Annotated in this window: 12 protein-coding genes; 7 read left to right on the top strand and 5 right to left on the bottom strand. The window is 36.1% G+C overall.

Annotated features, from left to right (window positions below):
* Positions 1-242: 242 nt before the first annotated feature.
* The 4 genes from A9G48_RS09570 (at position 243) to A9G48_RS09555 (ending at position 3,954) form a co-directional block, all read left to right on the top strand.
* Positions 243-905 (top strand): hypothetical protein, encoded by a 663-nt coding sequence (locus tag A9G48_RS09570; protein ID WP_065576123.1) that lies wholly within the window; start codon positions 243-245, stop codon positions 903-905.
* A gap of 230 nt (positions 906-1,135) precedes the next feature.
* A complete protein-coding gene (locus A9G48_RS09565) occupies positions 1,136-1,408 on the top strand; it encodes a PAAR domain-containing protein (RefSeq protein WP_034946668.1) in 273 nt (90 codons plus the stop codon).
* A complete protein-coding gene (locus A9G48_RS09560; RefSeq protein WP_034946665.1) occupies positions 1,408-2,640 on the top strand; it encodes a hypothetical protein in 1,233 nt (410 codons plus the stop codon). The genes A9G48_RS09565 and A9G48_RS09560 overlap by 1 nt, the downstream gene beginning before the upstream one ends.
* A gap of 393 nt (positions 2,641-3,033) precedes the next feature.
* Positions 3,034-3,954 (top strand): L-lactate dehydrogenase, encoded by a 921-nt coding sequence (locus tag A9G48_RS09555; RefSeq protein WP_034946662.1) that lies wholly within the window; start codon positions 3,034-3,036, stop codon positions 3,952-3,954.
* Positions 3,955-4,111: 157 nt separating this feature from the next.
* Here A9G48_RS09555 and ilvA read toward each other — a convergent pair whose 3' ends face one another.
* The 5 genes from ilvA to ilvG form a co-directional block, all read right to left on the bottom strand.
* The gene (gene ilvA, locus A9G48_RS09550; RefSeq protein ID WP_065568984.1) at positions 4,112-5,647 is read right to left on the bottom strand and encodes a threonine ammonia-lyase, biosynthetic; all 1,536 of its coding nucleotides are present in this window, start codon (positions 5,645-5,647) and stop codon (positions 4,112-4,114) included.
* Between the two features lie 2 nt (positions 5,648-5,649).
* Positions 5,650-7,500, bottom strand: a complete 1,851-nt coding sequence (gene ilvD / locus A9G48_RS09545) for a dihydroxy-acid dehydratase (RefSeq protein WP_034946657.1) — start codon at positions 7,498-7,500, stop codon at positions 5,650-5,652.
* A 116-nt stretch (positions 7,501-7,616) separates the two neighbouring features.
* Entirely contained in the window at positions 7,617-8,546 is a 930-nt protein-coding gene (locus tag A9G48_RS09540) for a branched-chain amino acid transaminase (RefSeq protein WP_034946655.1), read from the bottom strand.
* A 165-nt stretch (positions 8,547-8,711) separates the two neighbouring features.
* Positions 8,712-8,942 carry an acetolactate synthase 2 small subunit gene (ilvM, locus tag A9G48_RS09535; protein ID WP_034946653.1) on the bottom strand — a complete coding sequence of 77 codons (231 nt, stop codon included), beginning with the start codon at positions 8,940-8,942 and terminating at the stop codon, positions 8,712-8,714.
* A gap of 3 nt (positions 8,943-8,945) precedes the next feature.
* On the bottom strand, positions 8,946-10,637 hold the full coding sequence (gene ilvG, locus A9G48_RS09530; RefSeq protein WP_034946652.1) for an acetolactate synthase 2 catalytic subunit: 1,692 nt from the start codon (positions 10,635-10,637) through the stop codon (positions 8,946-8,948).
* A gap of 466 nt (positions 10,638-11,103) precedes the next feature.
* Between ilvG and A9G48_RS09525 the strand changes: the two genes are divergently transcribed.
* The 3 genes from A9G48_RS09525 (at position 11,104) to A9G48_RS09515 (ending at position 13,545) form a co-directional block, all read left to right on the top strand.
* Entirely contained in the window at positions 11,104-11,568 is a 465-nt protein-coding gene (locus A9G48_RS09525; RefSeq protein WP_034946650.1) for a hypothetical protein, read from the top strand.
* A 424-nt stretch (positions 11,569-11,992) separates the two neighbouring features.
* Positions 11,993-12,880 carry an SDR family oxidoreductase gene (locus A9G48_RS09520; RefSeq protein ID WP_034946648.1) on the top strand — a complete coding sequence of 296 codons (888 nt, stop codon included), beginning with the start codon at positions 11,993-11,995 and terminating at the stop codon, positions 12,878-12,880.
* A 137-nt stretch (positions 12,881-13,017) separates the two neighbouring features.
* On the top strand, positions 13,018-13,545 hold the full coding sequence (locus tag A9G48_RS09515; RefSeq protein ID WP_034946645.1) for a hypothetical protein: 528 nt from the start codon (positions 13,018-13,020) through the stop codon (positions 13,543-13,545).
* Positions 13,546-13,615: the final 70 nt, after the last annotated feature.

Raw genomic sequence — 13,615 nt, 5'->3', positions numbered from 1 at the left:
TGAAGGTGGTGCTCATTACTATAGTATTTCTTATGATGGTACGTTGCGCTTAAAGATAGGGCTTAGTGGTGCTTATGTTCTGTAATATTGTTTTAATTCATTAGATTACTGTTAAGTTTAAGATTTTCGGGGTAAAAAAGTGTTTCCATACTTACTGTCATACCAATATACAGCTGATACAAGTCATAAGCCGAAGCAGTGACAGAATCGATTAACAAATTTTAACTAACAGGTAATAACTGATGAAAACACAAATCAAAAAAGTCTTAATATTAGGTAGTAGTTTACTGATGTTATCGTTACTGATAGGGTGCGATTTTACCGATTATAAAACGCGAATTCAAAGAGAAAACGATATTAATAACCCAACAGGAAATAAAAAATCTTGCTTAAGGGTCGGTAAGGTTTATGAAGATATGTATCCTTATACTATTCACTATGTTGAAGGCGAAATTGATCCGAAAGAGCCTTATGATAAAGTAAAACAAAATAGAAGATTGAACTTGAAGCTATCCCTCTATGCTAAAGAGGGATTATTTACCGAAGAGCTGGTTGGTCATGACGGCGATAAGCCTCTGTACCGTTATAATTTAACGGAAGAAGGTCGTAAATACGTAGATTGGTGGGGGGGGACTAACTTCTGCTTTGGTCGGGTTGTAGTTGATAGGATTACAGAGGTTGATAATCAACTTAAAGGTATGAGAATGGTGTCATTCCGTTACCATATGGAAAATGTGCCAAATTGGATAAAAAATAAGGATATTTATAGCTTGTATCCTAATTTTGATGGTCTTGAAGATGTCGTAACAGGTAAGGATCTTGCCAGAGGGACTCATTATTATAATGTTAATGATTATGGTGAATTAAAGCTAAGAAGGGCTAAAAGTGGCGGTTATATTTTATAAAATTATTTTAATTTATTAGGTTATCGATTTTTTTAAAAGTGATTTGTGCGTTCAATATTGGTTGGTTAAATTACTTTTAATAGGTTAAAACGTTAATTACAACAACAAGCAAAAGGATAATATATTAATATTGTATCTTGCTAATAAGGAGATGATTTGTACGATATGATATTTTGTATAAAATAGATTAATAGATTTTTATAAGTAAGAGAATTATAAAGGAAATAAAAATGAGTAAGTTAAAAGGGGTAATTCGTTTAGGGGATTCAACAGATCATGGTGGAAAGGTTATTACTGCATCGTCAACGATGAAGGTTTTAGGTAAACCCGTTGCTCGAGTAGGTGATTTAGTTAGTTGTCCTGTAAAATATCATGGTGTTAATCCAATCATTGAAGGTGAATCAACTATTACCGATCAAGGTCTACAAGTAGCTTTAGATGGTCATAAAAGTGCTTGTGGTTGTTCTTTAATATCATCAATATCAGAAGTAGGGAAAGGCTAATGTCTATAGATTTAACCTCACTGCCAAAGCTAATGCCCGAACCCAAAAAATTAAATTTAAGATTATGGGCGTTTTTGTTGGTTGCGTTCATATTTATTGGCGCTGTCATTACAGTAGCTACCAGTTTTTTTTATCGTATCCCAAATGCTCTATTTTTATCGGGGATTTTTGTTTTTCCTGTGCTTATTTGGGGTGGGCTTTTTTTGTACCGTTTTTATGCTCATAGTTATTGTAAAGCTTATAATAATGAATGGAATTTATATCGAGAACAACGCAAAGAGGAGATGATAAATGATGGGCAAAGAGGTTTATCCGTTTTAGGGTATTTGCTCGTTACACAATACGGTAAATTAGGCAATGCAGCAAATATCATTGATAACAAATTTTTAATGACATCGAAGCTACATCCTAAAAGTAGTATTGTTGTGCCTCATACCACTTTACCTATAAATGATGATTTAAAAAATGAAAATTTTAGTGATCGTTTACAATTGATATTTACAGACTGGGAAAAAGAAATCAAAGCTAAATTGGATCAAGTTCCAACCAATTTAAATTTGCATGTGCGATTATTTATAGATGCAGGTATTTCTGAGGAGCAAATTAATACGTTATGGACAAACACATTAGGAAAATTGGTTTCTAATCCAACTAGTTTGGTGATTGAAGCGCCAAGCCGTTCATCGACATTTATTGAATCATGGTTAGATGACAAAGAGCATGATAATGATTTACTGTTAGTGATAAATGCGCATATGTTTTTTTCTCCAGAGAAAAATCAAGGTGAATTTGCTTCATGGCTTTTGTTAGCGGGTGAAAAGGCAGATATTGGAGCTTTGTTGGATGATCAATCCTCATTAGTAAAAGTACACCGCAGTGAACAAACTTCGTCATTAAATCAAACTATTGATAATGCTTTATTATGGGGTAGCGCTAATAAAGCAACTTATGGCGATGTATGGTATAACGGTGTATCTTCAGCGTTAAAAAATGATATCGTTAATCATTTTAACCAAATTGAATTTAAGCCGCAAAATATGGTGAATGTTGAAAGTGCCATTGGCTATGCGGGACTTTGTTCATATTGGTTAGGTTTGTCTTTAGCTATTGAGAATGCTGTTAATTCTAAAAATAATCAGTTAATAGTTATAGGAAAACCAAAAGTTGCAGCTTCAGTAGTTTCATATTTGCAGAATAATATTACAAGCAGTAGCGATAATGGAAATGTCTAACTCAAGACAAATCACTACACAATCCAAATAAAAAATTTGGATTAACAGCTGAAGTTATTATCCTTGCTTAAGTGTGGTCAAGTAAGTTAATTGGCATAAAATATTTTGGTAGGGAGCCAAATCAAGTGATGACGACAAGGATGTGCGATATTTATGGTTCATCAAATGCCAATTAATCAAACGTGTGGAATCATGCGGTGATCAGCACTTGGGCAGCAGCACGCTTATCTTAATATCTATTTACAATAAAGATTCTATCCTAACAATCAGGATTTTATATCAATCAATGGATATTTACCTTGAATATCTAGAATTTTAAGCATATAAATAAAAATCTTTGAAATTAATTCGTTCCGAATTTTGATGTTTTAATTCTTATTAAGTGAGGTTGATATGAAGCTTCGTAAAGTGATGATTATCGGTGTTGGTAATGTTGGTTCAACAACGGCTTATACTTTGGTTAATCGGGGAATTTGTGAAGAAATTGCCCTTGTTGATCTCAATAAGGATTTGGTTTATGGGCATGCGCAAGATTTATTAGATGCCGCAGCTTATCGACAAAATATGGTTAAAGTTAGCTTACGCGAATCAGCTGATTGTGCTGATATTGATATCGCAATTATCACTGTTACCTCAGGCATTGCTCAAAAAAGTCGAGCAGAAGAACTTGCTGGAACCTCTAAAATCATTGATAGCATAGTTCCTAATATGATGAAGAATGGTTTTAAGGGGATATTTTTAATTGCAACCAATCCTTGCGATGCCATTACATATCAAGTCTGGAAACTATCTGGCTTACCTCGTCACCGAGTGATTGGTACAGGGGTATGGCTTGATACGGTACGTTTGCGTCGATTATTGGGCGAAAAAATGGATATTGGTCCACAAAGCATTGATGCTTTTATTGTCGGTGAACATGGTGATTCACAATTTCCGGTTTGGTCTCATTCATCAGTTTATGGTATTAATCTTAATCGTTTAGACAAAAACAAAATTGATTTTGATGATATTGGTTTAAAAGCTAAAAATAAAGGTTTTGAAATTGTTAATTATAAACAATGTACTGAATATGGTATTGCCAGCACCATTACAGAAATCTGCCAGCATATTTTTACTAATAGCCATCGAGCTTTGGCTTTAAGCTGTATTTTAAATGGTGAATATGGTTATAAAGATGTTGCTATTGGTGTTCCTACAATTTTAGATCAACATGGAATTAAAAAAATTATAGAACTCGACTTTACCGAAAACGAAAAACAGCTTTTTGAAAAAAGTATTAATATTATTAAAGGTTATATTCATCAAATTAAATAACGGATAGTAAAAATATGCTAATACCTTTTATTATAAGGCGCTAGGAGTGTTTGGGGGCGGTAGGGTTTCGGACGTGATTGCAGTAGCTGTTTTTAGCTTTAAATTTAATACGCCCGAAACTTAACTAAATTAATCAATCTTACTGTTTTATTTAACCTTAATTTGTTAAAAACAATTTAAGCGATGGGTTATACGTTTCGTTATGAAACGCATAACCTAATTCGGTTAAGTGTTGGTTAAACAGGTTAATGGTTGATTCGGCTATTTCAAATGCCGCAAGTACACGACCATAATCGGTACCGTGGCTACGATAGTGGAACATTGATATATTCCAATTAGTGCCTAACGTTTGTAAGAATTTTAGTAGTGCTCCTTGCGATTCAGGGAACTCAAAACTGTATACTTGTTCTTGAAGTGGTTTGCAAGGCTTGCCACCAATCATGTAGCGTACGTGAAGTTTTGCCATTTCATCTTCAGTAAGATCAACAACAGGGTAATTTGCAGCAGTGAGTTCTTGCATGATTTCATCTTTTTCGTTACTTTTTGCGATTTTAACACCCACAAAAATACAAGCTGATTTTTCATCATGATAGCGGTAGTTAAATTCGGTCACAGCTCGCCCACCTAATAGCTGGCAGAAATTTAAAAAACTGCCTTTCTTTTCTGGGATGGTGACGGCTAATAACACTTCACGTTTTTCGCCTAATTCACAACGTTCTGATACATAGCGTAAGTTGTGGAAGTTTAAATTCGCGCCTGATAATATGTGAGCAAGGCTTTCGCCACTGATGTTGTGCTGTTCTACGTATTTTTTTAGCCCTGCTAGTGCTACTGCGCCAGATGGTTCAGCTATTGCACGCACATCGTCAAATAAGTCTTTCACTGCTGCGCAAATTTCGTCGCTATCCACGGTAATAATATCATCAATATATTGTTGGCAAAGTCTGAATGTTTCATCGCCAATTCGTTTGACTGCAACGCCTTCAGCAAAGAGTCCGACACGCTCTAAATCAATAGGGTGACCTGCTTCTAATGCAGCTTTTAAGCAAGCTGAATCTTTAGGCTCAACCGCAATAACTTTGATTGATGGCATGATTTGTTTGATTAATACTGCAATGCCTGCGGCAAGCCCACCACCACCAACAGGTACAAAGATTCGGTCGAGTTTGGCATTTTGTTGTAATAGTTCCATAGCAATACTGCCTTGCCCAGCAATTACTAGTGGATGATCAAATGGTGGAATGAAGATGCGATTTTGTTCTTTAGCCAGTTCCATTGCTTTGGCTTTGGCTTCGTCAAAATTGGCGCCATAAAGTAATACTTCACCCCCAAAACTTTTTACAGCTTCAACTTTGATATCCGCTGTGGTAAGAGGCATAACAATTAAGGAGTTAATACCTAATTTGCTTGCTGAAAAAGCCACACCTTGCGCATGGTTACCTGCTGATGCAGCAATAACGCCGCATTTGCGTTCTTCTTCACTTAAGCTGGCTATCATGGCTTGTGCACCACGAATTTTAAAGCTGTGGACGAGCTGGCGATCTTCGCGTTTGACAAAAACTTGATTGTGTATTCTTGCCGATATTTTTTCCATTTTTTCAAGTGGCGTTACTTCTGCCACATCGTATACGGCGCTACAAAGCGTTGCTTTTAAATAATCTGCACCGGTAAGTTGAGTATTTTCTTGTTTCACAATTAGCCACCTAATTTACTTTTATCTCGTACGGCACCTTTGTCTGCGCTTGTTGCTAAACTGGCGTAAGCTTTAAGCGCAAAAGAGACGTAACGATCTCGATTATGAGGGGTAAATGCTTTTTCACCTCGTTCTAGTTCTGCAATTCGTCGGCGTTCAAGTTCAGAAGTTGGGACATCTAGTACTAATTTACGATTTGGGATATCAATATCAATAATATCGCCATCACGAACAAGACCTATAACGCCGCCATTTGCTGCTTCTGGAGAAATATGACCGATCGATAAGCCAGAAGAACCACCAGAAAATCGTCCGTCTGTTATTAATGCACATTTTTTGCCTAGTCCCATGGATTTTAAATAACTGGTTGGGTAGAGCATTTCTTGCATACCCGGTCCACCTTTTGGTCCTTCATAAATGATGACAACCACATCGCCTGCTTCTACTTTACCGCCTAATATGCCATCAACCGCATCTTCTTGGCTTTCAAATACTTTTGCAGGCCCTCGGAAAATTAAATTTTCAGCGGCAACGCCTGCAGTCTTAACAATTGCGCCATCTAGTGCAACATTACCATATAGTGTTGCAAGTCCACCGTCTTGACTATAGGCGTGAGCTTTATCACGAATACAACCGTTTACACGGTCATCGTCAAGTGAATCCCAATAACAATCTTGTGAAAAAGCTTTAGTGGTACGAATACCTGCAGGTCCACTACGATACATTTTTTTTACTGCTTCGTCAGTAGTTTGAGTTATGTCGTATTTGGTGAAAGTTTCTTGTAATGTTAGTCCTAGAACGTTGTGTACATTGCGATTTAGTAGTCCGGCTTTATCCAGTTCAGACATAATTGACACAACGCCACCAGCTCGGTGAACATCTTCCATATGATATTGCGCAGTACTTGGTGCTACTTTACATAAATGTGGAACTTTACGCGATAATCTATCGATATCTGACATGGTAAAGTCGATTTCGCCTTCTTGTGCAGTGGCTAACAAATGTAATACGGTGTTGGTCGAGCCACCCATAGCAATATCTAACGACATAGCATTTTCATATGCCGCTTTTGTTGCAATAGATCGTGGTAGGTAAGATGCATCATCATGTTCATAATAACGTTTGGTGATTTCAACAATGCGTTTAGCTGCATTTAAAAAGAGTTGTTCACGTTGTTTGTGAGTGGCGATAAGTGAGCCATTGCCTGGTAATGAAAGCCCTAATGCTTCGGTTAAGCAGTTCATGGAGTTAGCCGTAAACATGCCAGAGCAAGATCCACATGTTGGGCAGGCTGATTCTTCGATGGCTTTGCTATCAGCATCACTTACATTCGGGTTAGCGCTTTGAATCATGGCGTCAACTAAGTCTAATTTAATGATTTGGTCAGATAGTTTAGTTTTGCCAGCTTCCATTGGTCCACCTGAGACAAAAATAGTTGGGATGTTTAAACGCAGCGATGCCATTAACATACCCGGGGTGATTTTGTCACAGTTTGAGATGCAGATCATGGCATCTGCACAGTGCGCATTAACCATATACTCGACAGAGTCAGCAATGAGTTCTCTTGAAGGAAGCGAGTAAAGCATTCCACCATGTCCCATGGCAATACCATCATCAACTGCGATTGTATTGAACTCTTTGGCTATACCACCCGATGCTTCAATTTGTTTGGCGACTAGCTGTCCAATGTCTTTTAGGTGGACATGACCCGGTACGAATTGAGTAAATGAGTTAACCACAGCTATGATAGGTTTACCAAAGTCTTCATTTTTAACGCCAGTTGCACGCCATAATGCGCGGGCTCCTGCCATATTCCTTCCTTCGATGGAAGTGGCTGATCGATATTTAGGCATTTATTGCTCCCAATTTTTTTATGCAAGCGACTGATATTTATTGGTACATAATTTTATTAAATAAATTATTTTTTAACCCATTTTCTGCCGAGCTAGCCGGCAGGTTTGGGAACTTTTTATTTAACTGGATCTAACCATCCGTATTTATCTTCAGTTTTACCGTTAAATAAACCGAAGAATGTTTGTTGGATTTGTTTGGTGATTGGACCACAACGACCAATGCCAACTTGAATGCGGTCAACGCTACGTACTGGTGTAATTTCAGCTGCAGTGCCTGTCATAAATACTTCGTCAGCTAGATAAAGTGATTCGCGTGATAATGTTTGCTCGCGTACTTCTATGCCAATGTCACGTGCTAGTGTTAGCACTGCATCACGGGTAATACCTGGTAGCGCAGAAGACGATAGAACAGGGGTATATAAAATGCCATCTTTTATGATAAATAGGTTTTCGCCCGCACCTTCTGATAGGTGACCATGTACATCTAACGCAATACCTTCTTGAAAGCCATTGGCTCTTGCTTCAGATCCGATTAATAATGACGACAAATAGTTACCGCCCGCTTTAGCTGCTGCGGGAATGGTGTTTGATGCAACCCGATGCCACGATGAAACCATGGCATCAATACCTTGATCTAAAGCTTCTTCACCAAGATAGGCACCCCATGGAAATGCAGCTATCATGACATCGGTTTGATAACCAGCAGGCGGGTTTACTCCCATGCCGACATCCCCTACAAAAACAAGTGGGCGAATATACGCACTTTTTAAATTATTTTTTTTGATAGTTTGGCGAGTTGCTTCCATAATTTCTTCAAGAGAATAAGAAACAGGAAAACGATAAATTTTGGCTGAATTTAATAGTCTTTGTGCATGTTCTTTGTGGCGAAAAATAGCAGGACCTTTATGTGTATTGTAACAGCGGACGCCTTCGAAAACGGATGTACCATAATGCAACGCATGTGACATTACATGTACTTTTGCATCAGCCCATGGAACCATTTCGCCATTAAACCAAATATAATCAGATTTTGCTGTAGAACCCATTTTTTATTCCTCTTTGATTTTACTTTTTGTTAAGCTTGTATTTGCGCTATATCTTTAATATTAACGGTCAAATATGTACTATAGTTTTAAGTTTGTTTAACATCTAATACTTTGATTAGCACCAATTTAACTAGTTGTTATAAATAATGATTGCCTGTTAAATGATTATGCTTCAATTGATATCACATCCACTAATTTAGCAACTTGATTTTGTAATGTTGATATCGCTCTCTCTGTTGCAAGTGTTAATGATAAAATGAATGTATGATTATCAATTGTGTGCATTTGCATTTTTTTTATATGTCCACCACGATGACGAATAACTCGTAAGATACGTTCAAGTGTTCCTAATTTATTATCCGCTTTTATGGTCAATTGATATGGTGTTTCACTCATCGCTTACTCCTTACTACTTTTATCTAGCATATTTTCATTAGCTGCACCGGGGGGAACTAATGGCCAAACGTTTTCTAATTCATCAATACGTACATGTAAGAGATATGCGCTCGATGAATTGAATAGATTATTTAGTGCTTCTTCAATTTCTGATTTTTTGTAGATAGTTTGCCCCGGAATATCAAACGCTTTGGCTAACATGATAAAGTCTGGGTTATCTGATAAGTTGGTTTCGCTATACCTTTCATTAAAAAATAATTCTTGCCATTGACGAACCATGCCCAAACGTTGGTTATCAATTAAAATTATTTTTATCGGTAGGTGTTTGCGTTTAATTGTGGTGAGCTCTTGGATATTCATCATGAAAGAGCCATCTCCGGATATGCAAATAACACAATCATTTGGTCTTGCCATTTGAGCCCCAATAGCTGCAGGTAGTCCAAATCCCATCGTTCCAAGACCACTTGATGTAATAAAGTTTTGTGGATGATTAAAATGCATGTGTTGGGCTGTCCACATTTGATGTTGTCCAACATCTGTTGTGATAATGGTGTTTGCTGATTTACGCTCTGAAATTGTTTTTAATAATGCTGGAGCATAAATCGCTTCTCCAGGGTGATCATAACGCGTTGGATGACTAGATTTTAATTTGTCTATCCTTTTGTGCCATGCTTCAATCGATACTTTTTGGTGAAGTTGTGGAAGCACTTGTTTTATATCACCTTGTAGTCCCAAATGGGTTTGGCGTAGTTTATTAATTTCGGCTTGGTCGATATCGATATGAATCACTTTAGCATGGCGTGCAAATTCATTAAGGTTACCTGTTACTCGGTCATCAAAACGTACACCTAATGCAATTAATAAATCACATTCCTGCACTGCTAGGTTAGCCGCTTTTGAGCCGTGCATGCCGATTAATCCTAAGTAATATGGGTTATTAATATCTGCAACACCTAAACCTTTTAAGGTTGAAACGCTCGGAATTTGCGTTAATTCCATGAAATCCTTTAATTCGGTAATCGCACCTGAAAGCCCAACACCACCACCAATATATAGCATTGGTTTTTGGGCTTGAGCCATCATCTTTTGGGCTAGTGTTATATCATCATGCGAGATAGAAATTTGTTTATCGAACTTAAGTGAAGTTTGGTTAAAATGAGGTTTTAAGAAAGAAGGTGATAAATGTTGTTGGTAATCTAAGTCTGCTAATTGTATGTCTTTTGGTATATCAATTAATATTGGTCCTGGTCTGCCTGAGTTGGCTATATAAAACGCCTCTTCTAAGGCATTGGGCAAGTTTTGTGGTTTATCTATTAAGTAGCTGTGTTTGGTACAGGCTAGCGATAAACCTAAAACGTCGACCTCTTGAAAGGCATCGGTGCCAATTAGTTTATTGGGTACTTGACCTGTTATGGCAATAATAGGAACAGAATCGATTAAAGCATCTGCTAGTCCTGTAATGATGTTGGTTGCTCCTGGACCAGAAGTGGCAATGCATACGCTTATTTTGCCGGTGGCACGTGCGTAACCAATAGCGGCCATTGCCGCACCTTGTTCATGACGACAAAGTACATGTTCAATTCCACCATCATAAAGCGCATCATATAGAGGCATAATTTGTCCACCAGGATACCCAAAAACGGTGGTAATGCCTTTTTCTTTCAAGGTTTTTACTATCCACTGTGTTCCTAACATTTATTCCTCGCTTGTTCTATTCAATTATGTATTGGCTATAAAAAAACCCCCGCTTTTTTGGGGCGGGGGTTTTGGGTTATGTGTTAACCTTTTTTAACTCAAAAACGCCCCTGCGCAGGAATAATGACCACGCTGATAATAGTAATGAGGGCGATGTTGAGTAGAAAATTCATAATAATTTGTTCTATTTTTTATTATTTTTAAAACAGTGTTCTAATAAAATACTCGCTTTAAAAAAAAGTGCAACATTTTTATTGCGTTTCTAATAATTTACTGAATGTAAATTAAAAAATTTAATTTTGCATAAGTTTTATATCAATTTTAATCAATTAAAGTATAATTTTTAAGTGGTATTTTGTTAGATATTGATGTATAAATGTTGTTCAGTTGCAGTTCAAAGCTATCAATGGCTAATTTTATAAACACTGCTAAAAGAACCAGCTATCAGATATTGAAAGGGCTAAATATGAAAAGGTGGAAGGTAACAGCTTTACTTACATTGATTTGTATTTTAGTGGGTTGTGATAATTCTTCTAAAACGACATCAAGCAATTCAAAAAATATTAAATCCGATTCATCTAGTCACAATAATGATGTTGATGTTTCTCAATATTCTGTTATTAATCCAGTGAAAAAAAACTTACCAATAGAAATTGATGAGTTGACAACCTTGTTTGATATTTTTGCCGAAAAAAATAGGATTAACTATCAATATAGGGTTAAAAATACACCAACTCAAGCTTTATTATTGCCTAGCACACTTGAAACTATACGTAATAATTTACTTTCAGATTATTGCCGAGATACCCCTGAAATAAAGACGTTAAAAAATATTTTTCCTAATGGCGCGAATTATCATTATTATGTTGATAATGAAGAAGTCATTATTGTTGAGTTGAAATTATCGGATTGCCAAGCTAAGACTAAGTAGATTTTTAATCTAAAAATAGTAATGTGATTGCTTTTTTATGAATTTAACCATCTTTAATATGACAGTATAAGTTTATAATTTTTAGTGCCCTAATTGGTTATAAACTGGCTAACTCTACGTTTATTTGATACACTATTGTCGGTGCAAGATTATGCAACACCAATGGTTTGGTATTATATGAATTATTGACCTCACCAAGCCAATCAAGGAAAGCCACCGTAATTACTTATTGAATCTTTAATTATATTGAATTTACACAAGTTTATATTTGATTAAAGTTTTGGTTTTTTACACAACTATTCGACACTCTTTATTCAAAATATTTTAGGATTAATTGTTATATAGCAACAAGGTTTTACTATTAATTGATGTTATTTAAGTTTTATTGGGTTTAAAACATATATGCCTAACTTAGGAGAAAATTATGAGTAAACAAACCTGTAATCCACTTACAAAATATTATCATGATAAATTTCCGAAACAGAAACAAGCTGCACCAGGGTTACAATGTGAAATGGACCCAGTACCAGATTGTGGCGAGAAAAGCTATCAAGGGCATCAGCGATTAGAAGGTAAAAAGATGCTTGTTACTGGTGGCGATTCAGGTATTGGTCGAGCAGCGGCGATTGCTTATGCAAAAGAAGGGGCTGATGTCGCTATTAATTATCATCCTGATGAGCAAAAAGATGCTGAGGATGTGGCTAAAATTATTGAGAAGGCAGGACGTAAAGCTGTTTTGATTCCTGGTGATTTGAGTGATGAAGCTTTTTGTAAAAAAATGGTGGATGAAGCACATAATAAACTTGGGGGATTAGATAATCTGACTTTAGTTGCCGGCAAACAAACCTCTGTTGCAGATATTATGGACTTAACTACCGAGCAAATTAGGAAAACTTTCGAAATTAATGTATTTTCACTATTTTGGACAACTAAAGCTGCATTAGGTTATTTGAAACCTGGATCGACTATTATTACGACCTCATCTGTTCAAGCTTTCCAACCTGGTGCAAGTTTATTAGATTATGCAGCGACTAAATCGGCCATTATTGCATTTACAAAAGGTCTAGCAAAACAAATAGCGAGTAAGGGGATTAGAGCAAACATTGTCGCACCTGGTCCTGTCTGGACGCCATTACAAATTTGTGGTGGTCAACCTAGTGACGCCATTCCTGAATTTGGTAAAGAAACGCCTTTAAAACGTGCAGGGCAGCCTGTTGAACTTTCTGGTGTTTATGTGCATTTAGCCTCAAGTGAGTCGAGCTACACTACGGCTGAAACCTATGGTGTGACAGGTGGTGAGCATACTAACTAATGAAATCATAACTAATATTTTCAATAAAAGGGTTTATTAAAGCGCTTTTATTAATGTTTTTTTTTAAATCAACGTTCTATTATGTATTAATTATAATAGCAACACTATTTTTACTCATTACAAACAAAGGCAGAATAATGAAAACTTTAAAAGTAATTTCTTTGGCAATTGTGGGGGTTTTTTTAGTTAATTGTGATAATTCTGGAAAGACTATGGGGGATCTTCAACAAAAAATTGAACAAACTGGATCAGATATGGGCAATAAAGCTAATGATTTATATGCACAAGCAAAATTAGAAACTCAAGAAGCGTTAGATAAGCTAAAAGAGGGTAACTATGGTGTTGCTCAGGATATGATTATTAAAGGTATTAAACAACAATTGCCAATGAATACAGATCAAAATACAACGTTAGTTGATATATCAAAAGAAAATAATACAATTAATTATAAATATGTAGTTAAAAATATAAATAATGATGCGTTGCAATCAGACAATAATAAAAATTCATTATTGAGTAATTTAAAATCTTATTATTGTGGTAATGATATAATTGTAAAAGGGATAAGATTGGCCTTTCCTGATGGTTCCAACTATAACTATTTTATCAATGATGAGAAAGTGTTAACTTTAAATTTAAAGCCGAGCGATTGTGAGGCTCGATAAATCTTAATCTGCTTTCTAAGCTAATAAATAATTTACGTTATGATTATCAAGGAAAGTAATAGATAGAAAA

The organism is Gilliamella sp. wkB18, from assembly GCF_001690875.1.
Taxonomy (GTDB): domain Bacteria; phylum Pseudomonadota; class Gammaproteobacteria; order Enterobacterales; family Orbaceae; genus Gilliamella; species Gilliamella apicola_A.
Note: the sequence above shows the minus strand (reverse complement) of the source record. Positions and strands in the feature narration are given on the sequence as shown.